The sequence below is a fragment of the Reichenbachiella sp. genome, assembly GCF_965223055.1.
In the GTDB taxonomy this organism is placed as follows: domain Bacteria; phylum Bacteroidota; class Bacteroidia; order Cytophagales; family Cyclobacteriaceae; genus Reichenbachiella.
The window spans coordinates 130,146-148,176 of sequence record NZ_CBDCVM010000005.1 but is presented as its reverse complement, the minus strand read 5'-3'; the positions used below and the strand labels follow the sequence as shown (position 1 = coordinate 148,176).

At 38.0% G+C, this 18,031-nt stretch carries 13 protein-coding genes; 4 read left to right on the top strand and 9 right to left on the bottom strand.

What is annotated here, in order from left to right; all coding sequences use genetic code 11:
- Positions 1-93 precede the first annotated feature (93 nt).
- The 3 genes from ACOQO5_RS03665 to ACOQO5_RS03655 all read right to left on the bottom strand — a co-directional run bounded on the left by ACOQO5_RS03665 (position 94) and on the right by ACOQO5_RS03655 (position 3,798).
- Positions 94-2,730, bottom strand: a complete 2,637-nt coding sequence (locus tag ACOQO5_RS03665; RefSeq protein WP_420580325.1) for an ABC transporter permease — start codon at positions 2,728-2,730, stop codon at positions 94-96.
- Positions 2,727-3,053, bottom strand: coding sequence for a PadR family transcriptional regulator (locus tag ACOQO5_RS03660; RefSeq protein WP_420580324.1), 327 nt, complete (start codon positions 3,051-3,053; stop codon positions 2,727-2,729). The genes ACOQO5_RS03665 and ACOQO5_RS03660 overlap by 4 nt, the downstream gene beginning before the upstream one ends.
- Positions 3,054-3,162: 109 nt before the next feature.
- Entirely contained in the window at positions 3,163-3,798 is a 636-nt protein-coding gene (locus tag ACOQO5_RS03655) for a hypothetical protein (RefSeq protein ID WP_420580323.1), read from the bottom strand.
- A gap of 112 nt (positions 3,799-3,910) precedes the next feature.
- Here ACOQO5_RS03655 and ACOQO5_RS03650 point away from each other — a divergent pair, with 112 nt between their 5' ends.
- Together ACOQO5_RS03650 and ACOQO5_RS03645 are read left to right on the top strand one after the other, a co-directional pair.
- Positions 3,911-4,792 (top strand): hypothetical protein, encoded by an 882-nt coding sequence (locus tag ACOQO5_RS03650; RefSeq protein WP_420580322.1) that lies wholly within the window; start codon positions 3,911-3,913, stop codon positions 4,790-4,792.
- A 35-nt stretch (positions 4,793-4,827) separates the two neighbouring features.
- The gene (locus ACOQO5_RS03645; protein ID WP_420580321.1) at positions 4,828-5,295 is read left to right on the top strand and encodes a hypothetical protein; all 468 of its coding nucleotides are present in this window, start codon (positions 4,828-4,830) and stop codon (positions 5,293-5,295) included.
- A gap of 9 nt (positions 5,296-5,304) precedes the next feature.
- On the opposite strand, the gene ACOQO5_RS03640 is transcribed toward ACOQO5_RS03645, so the two are convergent.
- The 5 genes from ACOQO5_RS03640 to ACOQO5_RS03620 all read right to left on the bottom strand — a co-directional run bounded on the left by ACOQO5_RS03640 (position 5,305) and on the right by ACOQO5_RS03620 (position 11,972).
- On the bottom strand, positions 5,305-5,790 hold the full coding sequence (locus ACOQO5_RS03640) for a hypothetical protein (RefSeq protein ID WP_420580320.1): 486 nt from the start codon (positions 5,788-5,790) through the stop codon (positions 5,305-5,307).
- A 98-nt stretch (positions 5,791-5,888) separates the two neighbouring features.
- Positions 5,889-7,355 (bottom strand): hypothetical protein, encoded by a 1,467-nt coding sequence (locus ACOQO5_RS03635; RefSeq protein WP_420580319.1) that lies wholly within the window; start codon positions 7,353-7,355, stop codon positions 5,889-5,891.
- A 60-nt stretch (positions 7,356-7,415) separates the two neighbouring features.
- Positions 7,416-8,543 (bottom strand): BamA/TamA family outer membrane protein, encoded by a 1,128-nt coding sequence (locus ACOQO5_RS03630; protein ID WP_420580318.1) that lies wholly within the window; start codon positions 8,541-8,543, stop codon positions 7,416-7,418.
- Positions 8,527-11,076 (bottom strand): metallophosphoesterase, encoded by a 2,550-nt coding sequence (locus ACOQO5_RS03625; RefSeq protein ID WP_420580317.1) that lies wholly within the window; start codon positions 11,074-11,076, stop codon positions 8,527-8,529. The genes ACOQO5_RS03630 and ACOQO5_RS03625 overlap by 17 nt, the downstream gene beginning before the upstream one ends.
- Positions 11,076-11,972 carry an SdiA-regulated domain-containing protein gene (locus ACOQO5_RS03620; RefSeq protein ID WP_420580316.1) on the bottom strand — a complete coding sequence of 299 codons (897 nt, stop codon included), beginning with the start codon at positions 11,970-11,972 and terminating at the stop codon, positions 11,076-11,078. Before ACOQO5_RS03620 ends, ACOQO5_RS03625 begins: the two co-directional genes overlap by 1 nt.
- 130 nt (positions 11,973-12,102) lie before the next feature.
- Between ACOQO5_RS03620 and ACOQO5_RS03615 the strand changes: the two genes are divergently transcribed.
- The gene (locus ACOQO5_RS03615) at positions 12,103-13,326 is read left to right on the top strand and encodes a Pycsar system effector family protein (protein ID WP_420580315.1); all 1,224 of its coding nucleotides are present in this window, start codon (positions 12,103-12,105) and stop codon (positions 13,324-13,326) included.
- 3 nt (positions 13,327-13,329) lie between these two features.
- Here ACOQO5_RS03615 and ppk1 read toward each other — a convergent pair whose 3' ends face one another.
- Complete coding sequence (gene ppk1, locus ACOQO5_RS03610; RefSeq protein ID WP_420580314.1) at positions 13,330-15,426, bottom strand: polyphosphate kinase 1; 2,097 nt, start codon at positions 15,424-15,426, stop codon at positions 13,330-13,332.
- Between the two features lie 157 nt (positions 15,427-15,583).
- On the opposite strand from ppk1, the gene ACOQO5_RS03605 reads away from it, so the two are divergent.
- The gene (locus tag ACOQO5_RS03605) at positions 15,584-17,959 is read left to right on the top strand and encodes a GAF domain-containing protein (RefSeq protein WP_420580313.1); all 2,376 of its coding nucleotides are present in this window, start codon (positions 15,584-15,586) and stop codon (positions 17,957-17,959) included.
- The last annotated feature ends 72 nt before the right edge of the window (positions 17,960-18,031 follow it).

Here is an 18,031-nt window from a genome sequence, read left to right as displayed (position 1 = left end):
GCCATTTGATTTGCGCAAATAAAGAAAAAGATAAAAAAAGAAGACCCCTAATGCTAGAGGTCTTTCTTTAAAATTAATATTTATTTTTAACGATTATTCGTATCGTAGATTGTCTACTGGGTTTAATTTGGCTGCCCGTATGGTTTGTGAAAAGACAGTAGTTCCGCCTAAAACAGCTAAAATGAAAACACTGGTTGCAATTTCCAAAATTCCTAAGGGGCTATTGTAGAATACAATTCTTTCTAACATGAACTGAAAAAAGAAAAATGCTAATGGAATGGTGATAATCACAGCAATCAACATCAATTTTAAGAATCCTTTTGATAAAAGATGTGTGAGCTGATTAGATGATGCTCCCATGACTTTTCGTATTCCAATTTCTTTGATTTTGTTTTCCATGGTAAAGACTACCATTCCTAGCAATCCTAAACAGGAAATTGAAACGGCCAAAAAACTCAAAAACCCGAAAATTTTAATGGGTTCTTTAAGTGACTGATAAATGGCATTTAGCTTATCTTCTAAGAAGGTGAACTCATATGGCGTTAAATCATTAAGAGATTCCCAGGTTGCCTCAAATTTGTTTGCTGTTTCAAACACATTTTGAGTATGTACTTTGAGCGTAGCAATTGAAAATTTGCTTGGGTCGTAGCGGAAAAAGAAAGGCTGAATGGCTTTCATTACTGGTAAGTGATTGAAGTCATCTATCACTCCAATTACTCGTGCGGAAAGTCCGCCTCGTACCTTGAACTGTTGCCCCATGATGTTCTCCATATCCTTGCCCATAGACTTGATAAAAGTATGATTCACTATAATCTGAAATTCTTCGTCTTGATTTAGTTCTTCAACAAAGAGATGACCCTGTTCAATTTGAAAGTCCATTAATTCTAAGAAGTCATTGTTAACAAACATTTGATGTACTGCTACAGAATCAGCAAAATCATTCATTTGCACCCATACTTCATCATGAGATCGCGTCCCTGGAATGCCAGAAGAAAAAGCCAGTTTTTTTACTTCAGGAAATTTTGAGTATTCATGAGATATAATTTCAGGATCTATGTTGTGTAGTGGGAGAATGACTTTGCCTTTTTCGTCAAATCCTTTGTCATAATTCATAGAGTGTTGATACTGAGAGAACATAGCAATCGCACCAAAAATGAAAAATGTGGAAAGGCAAAACTGGAATACAGTGAGGCCATTTCTTAGTTTAGTTTTGAACAAGACGCCAGCTTTACCTCCGCCTTTTAAAGAGACAATGGCTTTCATTTTAGCGAAGTACGTGGCGGGAATTACTCCGGCAAGCAAACTGGTGAATATAGAAAAACCCAAAAAGGACAAGAAAACTTGAGGAGTGATAGTCAAGTCAATGGAATTAGCACCAGCTAACATAGCCAAGTATTCTTCTCGTATTAGTGTGAAGACATAAATAGCTCCAAAAAGCGCAATAGTTGTAATAATAAGTGTTTCAAATATGAATTGAATAAAGATGTCTCGACGACCACCACCAACTACTTTTCGCATGCCTATTTCTTTTGCTCTTTTTAGAGATCGAGCCAGGGATAAATTGGCATAGTTAAAGCATGCAGGAGTGAGAATAAGTAAAGTAAGTAATACGAAAAACGCCATCGATACTTGATCAAATGATGGTCCGATGGAGTAATTAATGTTTTCACCAGTAGCGATATTAGTTACTGGTTGTAAGTTAAGTGTGATCGTTTCATCTTCATTTGATATTTTCTGGGCTATTTGATTCAAAGGTTCACGAAGAGATTCCGGATCGCTATTTTCTTTCATAAGCAAATAGGTGTAGCTATTTGTATAAAAGCGATAGTCTTGAAATCTTTTATTCAATTGTGGTTCTAATGCATGCAATGTGTTGTAAGAAACTAATGATTGAAATTGCATGTGAGATGGGCCAGGTATGTCTTCCATCAAACCAGTAATTTGAAATATTCCTTTGTTTCCTACTTCAAGATTATTCCCAATCACATTAGTATGTCCAAAAATACGGAGTGCTGTTTTTTTCGTAAGGATGATACTAAAAGGCTGTGCCAAAGCAGTTGTAGCATTTCCTGCGATTAGTGGGAATGTGAATATTTTCAAGAACTCTGGAGGAACGTACATACCGGATATCGGGAGTGTGTTTTGATTGATTATTACATCTCCGGAGAATCCATCATTGACACCTACTACTTCTTCAATTTGATTGCTATACTCCTTCAATTGGTCATGTACCAAGGGTGCGGTAGTAGCAAATTTGTCATTTACCTGATTATTGATAACTAGTGTATTAATGGTATAGAGCCTGTCTTTGTTGAGATGGAATTGATCGAATCGCTGAATACTGTGAAACATAGTAATGCTGAGTAAACAGATGGACATACCTAGGGAAAGCCCAATAATGTTTATCGCTGAAAATGAACGATGTCTGATTAATGTTCTAAAGGATACTTTGAAGAAGTTGTACAGGAGCGCTGGTGAAAGACTACTAGCTCTGTATGATGGTGCGGCGTTGGTTTTACGAGCTTTGAGTGCGTAAGAAAGAAGTAGAGAAAGCACTTGTTTCCAAAAAATTCTATTGGCTTTGGACTTGCCGTGAGAAGCTACATTGGATAGATATATTTCTTCCATGTCGCCGTATAGATCTTCTACCATGGCGCTTCCACAGAACCAGAAAAATAGTTTTGTTGCGAGTCGAGGTGGTTGTTGAGTTTTTTGACCTTGTTTTTTCATTGTGAGGAGAGTTGAAGGTTTGATAATTGCCACAATTCGTTACGAAGCGACTTCATGTCCGACAATGCTTGCTTGGCTGACGCGGTCAAATGGAAAAAACGCTTTCGCCGTCCTCCCCTTTCTTGAGTGGGTTCACCCATAAAGGAGGTGAGAAATCCCTTTTCTTCTAATCTTGTGATAGTGGAGTGAAGTGCTCCAATGCTTATTTTTCTTCCTGATCGTTGTTGGATGTCTTCCAATACAGCGACGCCATAGGCTTCATCTCCTAATACTGCAATCGTTAGAAGAACTAATTCTTCGAATTCGCCAATATGTCCCTTCATTTGTATGAGTTTTTGATTTTCAATTACTACATACGAAGGTAATAGATATTAGTTTCTATTTTTAAGAAGATATATGAATTTGTGTACGGAAGTCTAAAATTAGCAGTATTTATTGCTCAAGCCTGAGGACCACTCCACCTGAAAATTCACCATGAACTATAGGAACGTAGAAGGAGCTGCCACCTCCACAGCCACCAGTTCCACACATGATTCCTACGCCACTGAATAGCATAGGCATGAACATTTTAGCTTGAATTTTTAATCCTATTTTATCAGTCACAAAATATTTTAAACCAAGTCCAGCACCCATGGAAAAACGCGTAGCATTGTCAAGACTGTGCCCTCCAGGCACCAGATCTCCGGGCTTGTAGGCCGATATACCTAAGCTCAACGCTCCATATGGTACAAATTGCTCATTTCCTCCCAAGATTTTCTCAACCCCTAAATGGTAGTGTTCTAAAATGAGGCTGAAATTATAGAGCTGAGTTTCAACCGGTCTATAATAGAGTAGTCGTCCCGAAGTGTTATTCCTATTATAAAGAAATTGAATTTGCATACCGTCTCCCATGTCATACCCCAGCGTACCTCCAAATACTTGTCCATCGTAAACATCGATTTCTCCATCGTAATAGTTGGCTTTACCACTCACCATATAACCACCGTATCCTGAAAGTTCGATCGCTTGCCCATAAAGATTAGAAAAGAAGGCACCAGCTAAGAGAATTGTTAAAAAGTATTGTTTCATGTCAAAAGTGTAAGTAGTGAGTATTCTATTTAGACAGAAGTTAGCAACAATATTTGAACAGTTACAGGATCATATTGAAAAATTAAGGTTAACTTAATTCGTTATCCAAATTATGGTTAAAAATCATCATGAATATGAGGTTAAGATATTATTTCACTCTGTTTTGTTTCTTCCTTATTGGCCAGGTTATGGCACAAGACCGACTCAAGGTGGCAGGCCTTATCTTGCAGGAGAGTCATTCTTGGCTCCAGCTGCAGGGATGAAAGTGACAATTCCACAGAATTGGAAGGGGTTTTACCCTCATAACAGCGAAATTTTTACTATGGCTAACGATACATCAGTGGATATTACTTGTATGTATTTCGCCAATCAAACCACTCTTAAAAAATTAGCTTCCAATTGGAAAAAAGGTTTCCCTCTGGCTCAAGGTCTTTCAATAGAATTGGATGGTGGCACATCAAAGAAAGGAGATATATTATCCGCCAAGATAATAGTGGCTGGAAATGATATGGTAGAAGGATTTTTACAAGCAAGGTGTGGGGAGTATGAGTATTGTATAACAGCCATGGTCTTTGGTCAAAAAACAGAAATGATCAATTACTATGGTAAATTGGAATCAGTCATTTCTGAGATAGAATTCGTGAAACCAATTCCGATTAGCGAGTTAGATGTTTTTGATTGGCAAAAAGAACTTACAGGCAAATATTTGTTTTCTTATGATAGAGATAAAGCTTCTAAAAAGGAAGGTCAAATTTGGTTAAACCTAGATGGAACTTTTAAAAGTAAGATGAAGAGTACTGGGATGTTTAAAGAACAAACAGGAAAATACAAAGGAACCAAAAAGGGTTCTTATTTGATATATAATGAGAAAAATGGAGAGCCCGCTAAATTAGTATTACTCTTTTCTAAATTGCCTGAAGTCACTTTGCCTTTAGAAAAGCGAGATAATCAATTTTACATCAATGGCCAAGTATTTTATTTCAGCTATCAATAATTCTGAGGTATAGATTCATTTAAGACACACATAATATGAAAAGTGCGATATTAATACTATTAGCCATGTTGACAAGTTTGTCAACACAAGCTCAGCAGGTTAACGAAGAAAATGATGTGTTCAGATCCACTTTTGGTAAGGCCAGAAAAACTGTCGTCAAGGAATTGATACCACTTGATAAAATGAAAGGTGAAAGCTTTAATAAAATTTACGATGAATATGCAAGTGTTCAAAAAAACTTGGCCAAAGAGAAGTACGCACTTTTGAATAATTATGTCGAAAGTTATTATGACATCGACAATGAAAAAGCTGGAACATTAATGAAAAAAGCGTTGTCAATTAGGAAGCAGGAAACTAAAATGATGACAAAATACTATAAGAAGATGAGTAAAGCATGTGGGGCCAAAGTGGCTGCACAGTTCTATCAAATTGAAAATTATTTCAATAGTACAATAGCTTTAGTTATTACAGAAAACCTTCCATTCATAGGAGAAATCGAATAACCAAAATCCCTATTTGCTTATTGGTCTATAAATCATCACTTTGCCCTTAGTAACGTGGTTTAGGTTGAAATTGCTCACGCCTACTTTCTTACCCCAGTCACTGGTGTTTTGATGTGCCATTTCAAAATCGCCTGGGCCATTAATTTTATAAACAATAGCGGTATGCTGGCCCATCGAAGAGGAATAAGTTGTATTTCCATCGGTCCATTTCATTTGCACATTTTCAAATTGGATCAGATCGCCAGGTAGGATTTCTTCTTTTTTGAGATTGAGCCTTCTGCCATAAATGGTTACAGTTTTCATAGAGCTTCTATCAAAATAAGCACCCGAATAGGAAAGTGCACCTGCGGCCAAATCCCAACATTCTCCGCGTGCCACTTTTGTTCCCATCACACTATCTACATAAGTGATGATTTTGGCGTTGAGCTCTGGAAGTTCCGGCTTGAAACTAAAGGATGAAAGTGCTACAAATAAGAAAATTTTTTTCCACAACATATTAATTGTCTTTGAGTCTTAGTACTTACGCATAACTCCTTCTTTAGATTCCCCCAGTTGATTCATTCTCCTTTACAAAGAGAGGGGCAGGTATATAATTAGCTTCCAAACGAATAGAAAGGCAAAGAAAACCCAATGAGAATTTTCCACCTTTCCCAGAGCATATCAGTTGTTGCATTTTTATCTATACCTGAATCGGGATTATTTTCTCCCGGAATTCTGGCTATTCTCCCCACAGCCTGTGTTCCTCTGGAGTACACTGCGCCAATGGTAAAATTCATTTTCCTTAATTCTAATGAGAAACCACCACCATAATGATATATATCTGCAGAAAACAAGTTATTGTCGAATCCATCTGTTTCTTCAAAAGCATCTCCTTCAAATGTGCGAACCAAAGATGAAAAATCAGTGGAAAAGCTGGTATACGCATTCACTTTTTTACTCAGATACCATTCCACTCCAATCCCATAATTGATTACTGATTTTCTTTTGTCGACGTATCGATTTAGAATCACAGTACCATCTTCTGGTGCTTGCCTTTCAAAGGGAGTAGGAACAAGGGCATAATGCGCATCTACTTTATCAAACCATTCTCCACTTAAGCTAATCACATTTTTTCCAATATTGATTCCAACTCCTAATGCAGCAGACATCGGTGCCTTGTGAGTAGCACTTTGTGCATCACCCCACCCAATTTCTGCTAAATTGGAATGATCTGACGAACTATTATTATAGTTGGTGAGAATTTGTCTGTAATAGGTGTCGCCTTTGCCATTTAGCGAAGCTTTTGGAGTCGTATATGTCAAACCAATCTCAAGGAGCCTGCTACTATAATTCAATCCTATCTTGGCGACATACCCATAACTAGTAATACTCCTGTCCCTTGTCATTTCATAAGTAACGACTTCACATTCTATACAGCCACTTCCATCTTCTTTAGCTACTATATTTTGCGAATATTTAGCAGACATACTATGAATGGCTAGAAACTGCGAAAGTCCAACAGTCCATTTTTTCTTATCATCTAATGGAATGGCCCAAGTAAGTCCCATCCATTCTTCCGTTATTCTTTTGTTCCAATTGACATCCGATAGGTAAGTCTCTTCTCCTATCCAGGCATCGTTGAAGTCTAGAGTTTCAACTTGTGAAAGATTCAAGGTGTAGTCCATATTAGTTCTTGACAAAAACCCATAGGCAAATTTATGACCATGAAAAAAGCTTAAAAATTCTACCGAATCCAAATTAAAAGATCCGGCTGCTAAAGTTGGGGCGGAACCAAAAACTGAAGATCCTAAATCAGCTTGTCCTACACCATCTTTTACTTTTAGTGATACGTTTTGGTAAGCCTTTGCACTAATCAAAAAGGTTGGGTCATCTTGCAGTGCTAGCCGAGCAGGGTTGTAATACATAGCTCCCAAATCGTCGACACTGCCGACTACCGATCCAGACATCAGCGTGGACTTGTTACCATATTGTTCAGTCCAATAGTGAGCGTCTTGAGCGAAGCTGAAATGGACAATAAAAAAAAGTGATAGTAGAAGGAAGAATCGCATATTGAGAGGCATACTATTTTTAAGTTTATTAAGTTAAAAATAGTAAAATAAAGCCATTACAAACCCTTTTTTCTAAAAGAAGAACCCAAAATCGAAGGAGATCAAATTCTCTTCAGGAGAGAAAGCGTAAGATAGTGATGCGGCTGCTTTGCTAAGGGGCGCTACCCAAATTCCAAACCCTGCCGATCGATGCCAAATGCTGGATGGAACATCTGTCCAGACTTTACCTATATCATAGAATCCATGTATGCCGAATTTTCCAGGAAATAGGATAGAAGAGAAGTCCAACAATTTGATACGCATGTCAACATTTTGGTAAAAAGTAGTACGACCATAGAATCGGGTTTTTCTATACCCTCTTAAGTTGCTTCTTCCACCAAGTGTGTTTGCATTATAAAACTCATCATGAACAAATTTTCCAAAATTATGTGCGTAACCAGTTCGTGAGGCTAATGTTACAATAGCAGGAAACTGAAAGCTATAATAAAGGGCCAAATTAGAATGAAAATGAGTGAAGTCGTTAGCATTCTTGCTTAACCCTTGATAACTCGATACTTCGTTATCCCAATATAGACCTTGAGTAGGCAAGAGTTTTTCATCACGAGTATCAAACTCCAATGTGGTAAAAAAACCACCGTAATACCTTCTGTCATTAAACAATACATCTGTAGGGAATTCATTAAAGCCTGGTGATGTGATATAAGTATTTTCTCTTTCATCTATCTCTATAGACTTTTGATGCACTCCTAAAAGAAATTTTCCAGTATTGCCTATTTTGTTATATAAGGCGAAATAGAATGAGTTGTCTTTTATCCTCAGTCTATAATAGTCTATATCCTGGCTTAGATCATACACTGACTCATTACCTATTCCGAAGAAATTGTTTACCACTGGTTGTTGAATATCTATCACCGTTTCCAAATTCCAATTGCCAATTACGTTAGTGTATTCTCCTTTGTACTCGATATTGAACGCGCCAGTAGCGACTGCCACATCAGCCAACAGTCGATGACGGGATGCAAATGGTTCTTTCCGCCACCCATGTTGGGTATATTGAAAGCCTCCTCCTAAAAATACACCGTCATCGCGGTTATATGACCCGTAAATGAGCGGGAGGAGCACGTCGTATTTAAACTCATATTTATTATAGTCGTTTATTGCAGGATTCTTGCTCAACCTGGATTTAAAAACTATAGTCATCTGTAACAATGAGTGACGACCTTTTTCGATCATAAACACGAACATTTTTAGCTGTATTTGAAGAATTATCAAAATATTCATCACTGCCTTTTCCCCCGATTATTCTGACTTTAATTTTACTTTTTGTCTCACCTAACATTTTGAAATGATCATCGTCTCCCATGCCATAGATTCTAATTTCTTTGGTATCATCAGACTGAAAAATCCTTTGATATATAATTTGCTTTGTGTGACCCTTTTTTGAGATTTTGTGAACAGTGACTTTTACCTCATCCTTAGTCAAATTCTCTACTAAGAATAGTTCTTTTTTGTCTGTGCCTGTGATGTTCACATTTTTAGCCAGACTTTCATAAAACTCCATAGCGTAATCCTCAAGATTATCTCTTCGAGCTTTCAGGGTGTGAATGGTTTTCTCTCCAGTAAGTGCATAGACATTTTCAGGCCAAAGTTTGATGGCATCTTCGATGGACTTATCTGTTAAGCTATCCTGTATCAGATGAATCATTTTTTGCCAATCTTCCCTGTCAGGCTCATTCAAGAAAATACGATCGAAAAATCGCGCATTAAAATTAAATCCTGGAGACCACCTCACTTCATCATTGAAGCCCTCGATTTTTGCCATGGCCCATCGCCTACTGGCTATTTTCGGCAGAATTCCTTCATTCATAAAAAATGCCTGGTCTCGATCTCTTGGGATAGGCCTGTACATTTTTCCTTTGTCCTTTTCGAACGTTGCCCAGCGCCATTGGTCTTCATGTCGATCCCAGTCACCTATGACCATATCAAACAATCTATTTCTAAGTACAAAATCCTGATCTACCTCGTTGTCATTGTCTTCCATCAGTTCTTCTTGAACATCCGGTGAACTGATTAAATCATCTGAAAAACCGAAGAATTTAGCATCAGACCAATTCCTGCTCGGTCGTTCCTCAAATAAGGCCAACTCATTGGCTAAAACTTCTCGGTACTCGCCAAAGGCGCCATCGTCCGGTACATATACCAAGCGTGGGTTGGTATGATAAATACCGACGGCTTCAGCCATAGGAGGAATGACATAGGCAGCGTAAGGGTGGCTCGAACTAATTTGATCTTGCACAACTCCCACAGCAAATGTTTCTTGCAACACATGTGGAAGCGCTTTTTGAGCATATTTTTCTACTGAGCGTAAGACATATTGTTTTCCGTCTTTAGCTTCAAGTCGCAGTGAGTTGGTCTGCATACCTCCTCCTCTTTTGATGACCTCCAATCCTTCCTTTTCTTCGGAGATATTAAAAATCGGGACTTCAACAGGTAAACTCCAAACATCTCTATAGTTAGCCCCCATCCACTTACGTTTGCTTTTTGAGGCCTGATATTGCAAAGAGGCGGAAGTAGTTTTTGAATTTTCTTTAAATTCATACCTTGGGTAGTTGGCATTGGAGTCAATCAGGTGTTTGAACCTATAAAGTTCAGTAGAGTAAATTTTCCCCCCATTCTCTTGTTCACTAGGAGACCAAAAATTCAAAGAAACATTGCTTCTTTTGTAGGAGACCTCGCCAAATCCGACGGTCGACCTCCCAAAGCTTAAGTATTGGCCTGTTTCTTTGAGGTATGTGGTTTTAGAACCTGACCCGCTCACCACATAGTTGACACCATCCTTTCGAATATGTTGCAACGAATGCTCATGCCCTGCTGCATATATAGTATTCGGATATTGTTGAAGTAGTACTTCTAATGAGTTGCGAATAGTCTTGTATTCAGGGTGTGGAATGTCTTGTATAGATCCGGCAGTGGCTCTATAACCAGGATAGATTGATCCGACAATTGGAATAGGAATGTATAAGTTTTTGTTTAATTCAGTTAAAGGAAAGAGATGTGCCTTAAAGGGAAATTTTCCCCCATGTGGCCCATAACTATATATTGGGTGATGAGAAGCTAAAATGACATGGTCGTTTTTATGTTTCTCTAAAAGTGAAGAAATATCAACAAGTACATCTGTTGGTTCAGTTTTGTTCAGTGGGTCACTTTCTAAAGGCTTTTCCCAGGCATGCAGGATCCATTGCATGTCAAAAACAATGAGATATAGTCCCTCGGCCAATTTAATTTCCTCAGGACCTGGTTCGGCATTTTTTGGATAAAACACCTTTTTACTGTCAAAATATTTTTTCACGAACTTTTCTTGTTCGTTGACGTGGGTCCAGCCCTCTTTTTGGCCCTTCGCCCAATCGTGATTGCCTGGTATCACAATCGTTCTACCTTGAAAATTTTTAGTAATGTCAAATTGTAATTTGAGTTTTTCTTCAGCTTCTTTTCGGTGAGGGTGACCTTGAGGTGGCAATCCTTTTGGATAAATATTGTCGCCTAAGAATATAAGAGTAGCATCTTTTCCTGCTGATGAAAGTTGATCTCTAAGGAGAGAAAGATTTTCTTTTGCGAGCGCTGGTTCACCAGCATCTCCAATTAAAAAAACCTGGTGCTTAGAGTTTGGAGATTGAGATTTTGCAAAAAAAGTCGCAAAGCCTAAGAAGATAAATATTGTGATTGACCTGAGCATCAGTTCATGTTAAACTTAAGAATGTAACCTTTATCCCCTTGTCCTTCGCTTGAGATAAAAAGGTCCCCATTGGGTGCAAAACAGATGCCTTCTGGCTGGCCTAATAATCTAGGGTCAAGTGGAATGGTGGCTTTGATTCCTCCTTTTCGATCTGTTATGATCATCAATTTACCAATTGAAGCTATGATATAAAGGTGACCATTGATGGGGTGAACAGCTATTCCTGAAGGCTTGAAATTTATTCTTTTGACCTCATACTCAAAGTCTTTATAAGATTCTAGAAAGTCTTTTATGTTTTTCTTCGAGATGTTGAATGCATTCTTTTTTTGTATTTCTTTCTCATCTAAATCAAAGTAATAAATTGACTTACCTTTTTTCTTATTCCCTTTGAGGCCTGCATCGCCCTTGCAGGCCACATAGAGTTTATCAGACAATGGATCATAGGCCAACCCTTCTACATCGTTATTCTTTTTTAGGTCAGTTTTATATTTTTTCAGTTTTTTTACTTTGCCATCTGCAGCTTCTTCAAACTTATAAATATGGCCGTTGCTTTCGACCACATAAATTTTTTCCTCATTAGAAGCGATGCCTTCATAATCTCCTGAGCCTGCAAACCGCACAGTATTATCTACTTTTCGTGTTTTGTGATTATAGAAAAAAACCTTTCCATCTTCGTCTTGTACACATGCAATTATTCCTGGCTTATAATAGGTCATGCCGGAAATTTCTTCTAGAACATAAGGAAGAAAGTATTTGGCGTCTGGTTTTTTGAGGTCATAATGGTCAAAACCTGTCGTTGTTTGGTGAAATAATGCCTCTGCTGTAGGTCGAGAGTTGTATTGACAGCCTAAAGTAAAGGTCCAGCAGACCAACAGGATGATTTTTGCTTTTGGCATGAATTCTCGATTATATTGAGTGATTGTTTAGTCTCACACTAAAATTATGAAATGCGTTTGGTATGTTACATCATTTCTAAGGAATTTGTTTCAACTCCTTTTTGTTAATTTGTAGTTTAACCGATAAATCATGGCAACAAATAATTCAATCTTGTCAAAGGTGGAAGCCTATGTTAGGGATTCTTTGAATAAAGCCCTACCTAAAAGCTTCGTGTACCATGACTTGACTCATACGGAGGAAGTGGTAAACGCTGTAGGATTGATTGCCCAAGGCGAAGGGTTAAAAGAGGAAGAAAAGGAAACAGTTGAGATAGCGGCATGGTTTCATGACATGGGACATGTGGACGATTGTGATTGCCATGAAAAAAGAAGCGCTGAAATGGCGAGAGAATTTTTGGAGAAACAGAATTTTCCAGCCGAACGAATTTCTCAAGTGGAAGGATGTATAATGGCGACTATGATGCCCCAACGCCCACTCAATCAACTTGAGGAAGTGCTTTGTGATGCGGATTTATATCACCTTTCTACGGACCAATTTGAAGCAAGGGCTACATTGTTAAGAAAGGAGTGGGAAGACATCAAAGAGGAGGAATTTAAAAATTCTTCATGGAGAAAGATTAATGCCGATTTCTTAAAAGGCCATGAATATTTTACTGTATACGCACGTACGCATTTTGAAGAAGGAAAACAAAAGAACCTGGCCATTCTAAAAGAGCAAATGGCGCAAGGGAAGAGAGAGCGAAATGCAGACCTAAAGAAAAAAATTGCGAGCCTTGAAGAGAAACTGGAAAAGGCAACGTCTAAAGATAATAAGCCGACCCGTGGTATAGAAACCATGTTTCGGACCACTTCAAAAAACCACTTGGATCTGAGTGCTATGGCTGATAATAAAGCCAACATCATGATCTCTATCAATTCAATCATTTTGTCAATCATCGTTTCTGTTTTAATAAGAAAACTGGAAGAGTACCCTCATTTTATCATCCCCACAATGATTATGACGGTTATTTGCTTAGTGACTATCGTGTTGAGCATATTGGCCACCAGGCCGAATATATCAAATGGCAAATTCACGCAAAGTGATATTAAGAACCAACGTACTAATCTGCTCTTCTTTGGCAATTTTCACAAAATGAGCTTGGAAGAATATGAGTGGGGTATGAATGAGTTGATGAAAAACAGCAATTACCTATACGGAAGTTTGATCAAGGATATTTATTACTTGGGAGCTGTGTTGGGTAAGAAATACAAAAGGCTAAGAGTTGCTTATACCGTTTTTATGTTTGGTTTTGTCGTAGCTGTGCTCTCTTTTATTGTCGCTGAGGTGTTCTTCAAGAATCAGTATATGTATTAAACTTCAGGAAATTTGCTCCCATTTCTTCACCATTGCGTAAGTATCCACTTGGGCATTATATAATTTCTCACCCTTTATAGGTTCTACCTTAATATTTCTGAGCGTTTTATCCAGCATCACTGCTTTGGTATTGTCTTGTAGCTGAAGGCCCAATATTTCTTTTACTTCTTGTTTCACTTGATCATCATAGATTGGAAACGTTACTTCTACTCTGCTCTTGAGGTTTCGCTTCATCCAATCCGCTGAACCCATGAATAGTTCATCCTTGCCATTATTATTGAACCAAAAAACTCGTGCATGTTCGAGGTATCGCCCTACAATTCTTCGCACCGTGATGTTTTCACTCATATCTTCAACTCCCGGTATCAAACAACAGATACTTCTTACAATCATCTCAATCTTGACTCCTGCGCGACTGGCTTCATAGAGCTTGTCTATCATGCCACGCTCCTCGATGTTGTTGAGTTTGATAATGATCTTACCTTCCTTTCCATTTTTCACATGGTCGACTTCTCTTTGAATGAGTTTATTGAATTCATCGACTATGTTGAATTGTGAAACAAGCAAATGCTTGAACGCCTTTGGTTGTTTTCTTTTATATAGGTACTTAAACAGCTCATCTAATTCTTGACCCATTTTATCATGACAGGTGAGCATGCCATGATCGCAATAGATGCTCGCTGTTTTTTCGTTAAGATTACCCGTTCCGAAGAAACAATATATTTTATTCAACCCCTCATCCGTTTTCTTTTTGACTAATGCTACTTTGGCGTGAACTTTTAGTCCAGGAATACTGTAAATGATTCGTATTCCTTCTTTTTGCATTTTCTCTGCCCATAGCAAATTGTTTTCTTCATCGAATCGAGCTTTTAGCTCAATGAACACGGTCACTTTTTTACCATTCTTAGCAGCGGAAATTAATGCATTTCCAATCAGAGAATCAGAAGCCATTCTATAAAAAGCCACTTTTATTTCAGCTACGTGAGGATCAATGGCTGCCTGGTTGAAAAACTGAAGAATATAGTTGTAGCTGTGATAAGGAAAGTGCAGCATTTGATCGGACTCATCAATGGCAGTGAATATGGATCTGTGTCGGTCGATCTTGTGGTTTCTTAAAGGCTCTTGTGGTTCGAATTCCAGCGATTGGCCAACAGGGTTAGGAAATTCCATAAAGTCGAAAAGACTATGGTATCTGCCGCCGGATACCAAATCATTTTCGGATAGATGAAATACATCCTGAAAATTCCCTAATAGTTCTGGGGACATGGTGCGATCATACAAAAAACGAGAGGGGACTCCCAAATTTCTCTTTTGTATCTGCTTTTGAATTTTCTCTACCAGATCGCCACTAAATTCGTCTTCAATATTCAGATCGGCGTCTTTATTCATTTTAATGCTCTTGCATTCTAATACTTCATAGTCTGGAAATACAAAGTCCAAATGCATGGCTACGATGTCATCTAAAAATATGTAATGAAATTGGAAATTTGGAGACGGGATTTTGAAGAACCGAGGTAATCTGTTTGATGGAATATTTAGAAAAGCAAACTTGATACCTTGTGAATAATTGTTTTTCAGCTTGAGTGCAAAGTACAATTCCCGATTATTTAGAAACGGTTCTCTTATAGCCAAATCAAAGTGATACGGCTGTAAAAAGGAAAGCACTTTAGTCTTGAAGTAATAGAGGCAGGCCGCTCTTTGATCTTCATTGAGTTGGCTGGGGTCCAAAATGAAAACGCCATTTTTCTCTAACTCCTTCAGCACGTGATTTCGAAGCGTATTGCCATATTCATCCAGCTGAATTTGAATTCTGTCATGAATCTTGTCGAGTAATATTTTGGGAAGGATATCCAGTGCTTTGTTGATTTTCTTTTTATCAATCTCAACTAAGCGGCGAATATTGGCTACCCGAACCCTGAAAAATTCGTCTTGGTTTGAAGAATAAATGGCCAAAAATCGAAGTCTTTCAAAAAGTGGTACTTCGCTGCTTTGCGCCTCTTGTAAGACACGATAATTGAAGGTGAGCCAACTTAAATCTCTGTTGAAATAAGTGTTAACAACTTCCTGTTTTTCTTGTTCGGTATTCTGATTTGCTTCCAATGCCTTTTCCAATTGAGTAAGAAATATAAGTCAAACGGAATTCAATTCCTTTGAGATGACTGTGATATCTATGTTAATTCTATGGAAATGTATTTTCATCTAAATGAAACTAAAAAATATGCGCTCTCGTTCGCAATTAGGAGCTTTAACAATAACTATGGACGCGGAACTAGACCGGTGCGATATGGGATTGGAATTCCCTTTTGAATGTAAATTGAGCCTTGCTAATTTAATAGGGTATTGGGGGATGAGAATAAATGACCCAAACGCTCACCTGGCTTCTACAGCTAAAGTTATCATGGAGCAAGTGAGTCAAGCACCCGAGCTTCTTGCGCCTATAGTAGACCTTGAAATTCTTGATAAACATAGAGAAACCGTTGATCTTCTAATGACGGCTATATTTTCGCCATTTGTTGAAGAAGAAGAAATGGTGTCTGCCATGGCCCCCTTCAAAAAACAGGATGTTCATTCTACTAAAGGTTATAGAGACTTGATGACTCAGGCCGGATCTTATGAAGCATTACTAGACCCGGAGGAAATGGCTCAAATCATGCTACATAAGACAATGGCGGCCTATTTTGCCATTATGCAGGTCTATTATGGACTAACTATAGAACTGAATAAGGATATCATCTATACACTATCCGATCAGCGCACTGGTCTCAAGCGATATTTCAAAATTCAAATAAATCCAAAATTCTGTGAAATTGTTCTTCATGGTGATTTGCCTGAGTTGACAGAAGATGATTTAAAGTATCTAACAGATCACGTAGAAGACGTGGATGTCTGGATGGAAAAATTGCCAACTGAATTATTTGAGTTTCAGGGGCTGATAGTTTTCAAATTGACCGAGGTGACCAAAGATCAGGTGCTTTCTCGTATGAAAGAGAATCTACTAGAAAAGGATAGCATCACTGAAGAAAAGAGTTTTGATGATTTGGAACAGAAATTCAGATCACTGCTTCAACTCTCAGATCTTCGATTGGGCATATCAGCATATCAAAAAAGTAAAAACAAGTTTTTCAATTTTGGACGAAATACAAGGCGAAGCATACTCATTGGAGATCATGATAAAATAGAATGTCCTCATGCAACAGCCAACTTGTTTGAGAGATTTGCAGCGAAAGCAGAGCCCATGGTGGTAGAAGACATGTCAGCATGTTGCATGCCATTGGAACCACAATCGGAAGCACTCCAAGAGAGTGGAGTTCAAAACCTCATTCTTAATCCATTATTTTATAATGATGAATTTGTCGGTTTGTTGGAATTGGCGTCTCCAAACAAGGGAGACCTTAATACACTGACACTGACAAAAATCAGAGAAGTATTACCTCTATTTGCGATAGCTGTCAAGCGAAGTTCAGAAGAATTAGAGAATACCATTCAGAGCCTCATCAAAGAAAAATATACTTCGATTCACCCGACAGTAGAGTGGAAGTTCAATGATGCAGCTCATCAGATGTTGGATCAAATAGCCCAGCAAAAAAATACTGTTGCACCACAAATCGTATTTAACGATGTGTACCCTTTGTATGCTGCTTCTGATATTAGAAACTCTTCTGTCGAAAGACATGAATGTATATACAAAGATCTCAACCGTCAGCTTCAATTGGCAAAAGAGGTTCTGGGAAAAGCCATGGAATTGACCAATTTGCCAATTTTGGATGAGACTATTTTCCGTTTGCAAAGTTTCAAAACAAAGATCAAAAACAAGTTGGTGACTGGCGATGAGTCTATCATTCTGGAATTTTTACAAAAAGAAGTTGAGCCAATCATTAAAAACATAGAATCGAATCATGCTCAAGACAAAGTGTTTTCTAAAGCTTATTGGGAAGCGTTGGATCCCACAATAGGGGTGGTATATGAACATAGAAAGCATTTCGAAGATAGTTTGACCGCCATCAATAATGCAATTGGAAGTATTTTAGATGAAGAGGAGAAATCTGCACAGAAGATGTTTCCGCATTATTTCGAAAAGTACAAAACGGATGGAGTAGAGCACAATATCTATATAGGTGCTTCTATGGTTGAGCACTTAGATTTTGATGAAGTCTACCTTAGAAATTTAAGGTTGTGGCAATTGGTAGTTACCGCAGAAATTGCCAATCGAACAGCCACTATGGTCAAAGACTTAGCCAAGCCATTGGAAACCACTCACCTTATTTTGGTTCATTCTAACCCATTGTCTATTCGATTTAGGCAAGAGGAAAAAAAATTTGATGTAGACGGTGCGTATAATATTCGATATGAAATAACCAAGAAACGAATAGATAAGGCGCTTGTGAAAGATTCCGACGAACGAATAACACAACCAGGAAAAATTGCCATCATATATTCTCAGGAAAAAGAGGCTGATGAATATTTGAAATACATCGATTATCTAAAGAGCAAGGATCTATTGACTGGAAATATCGAGAAGTTGGAACTGGAGGAATTACAAGGAGTAAGTGGCCTAAAGGCACTAAGAATAGCTGTGAACACAGGCTCCACATCCATCATGGACGAAGTAAAGAAATTGCTGGAAGTAGCATAAAAAATCCCACTTCTCATTCCTGATAATTATTTGGAAGGAGAAGTGGGATTAATATTTTTTAGAATGGACTTT

Bases quoted from the DNA above. Each gene is read 5' to 3' on its own strand.
- ACOQO5_RS03625 (WP_420580317.1), bottom strand. From the start codon at position 11,076: ATGCTCAGGTCAATCACAATATTTATCTTCTTAGGCTTTGCGACTTTT.
- ACOQO5_RS03640 (WP_420580320.1), bottom strand. From the start codon at position 5,790: ATGTTGTGGAAAAAAATTTTCTTATTTGTAGCACTTTCATCCTTTAGT.
- ACOQO5_RS03620 (WP_420580316.1), bottom strand. From the start codon at position 11,972: ATGCCAAAAGCAAAAATCATCCTGTTGGTCTGCTGGACCTTTACTTTA.
- ACOQO5_RS03635 (WP_420580319.1), bottom strand. From the start codon at position 7,355: ATGCCTCTCAATATGCGATTCTTCCTTCTACTATCACTTTTTTTTATT.
- ACOQO5_RS03615 (WP_420580315.1), top strand. From the start codon at position 12,103: ATGGCAACAAATAATTCAATCTTGTCAAAGGTGGAAGCCTATGTTAGG.
- ACOQO5_RS03630 (WP_420580318.1), bottom strand. From the start codon at position 8,543: ATGACTATAGTTTTTAAATCCAGGTTGAGCAAGAATCCTGCAATAAAC.
- ACOQO5_RS03655 (WP_420580323.1), bottom strand. From the start codon at position 3,798: ATGAAACAATACTTTTTAACAATTCTCTTAGCTGGTGCCTTCTTTTCT.
- ACOQO5_RS03665 (WP_420580325.1), bottom strand. From the start codon at position 2,730: ATGAAAAAACAAGGTCAAAAAACTCAACAACCACCTCGACTCGCAACA.
- ACOQO5_RS03650 (WP_420580322.1), top strand. From the start codon at position 3,911: ATGGTTAAAAATCATCATGAATATGAGGTTAAGATATTATTTCACTCT.
- ACOQO5_RS03605 (WP_420580313.1), top strand. From the start codon at position 15,584: ATGGACGCGGAACTAGACCGGTGCGATATGGGATTGGAATTCCCTTTT.
- ACOQO5_RS03645 (WP_420580321.1), top strand. From the start codon at position 4,828: ATGAAAAGTGCGATATTAATACTATTAGCCATGTTGACAAGTTTGTCA.
- ACOQO5_RS03660 (WP_420580324.1), bottom strand. From the start codon at position 3,053: ATGAAGGGACATATTGGCGAATTCGAAGAATTAGTTCTTCTAACGATT.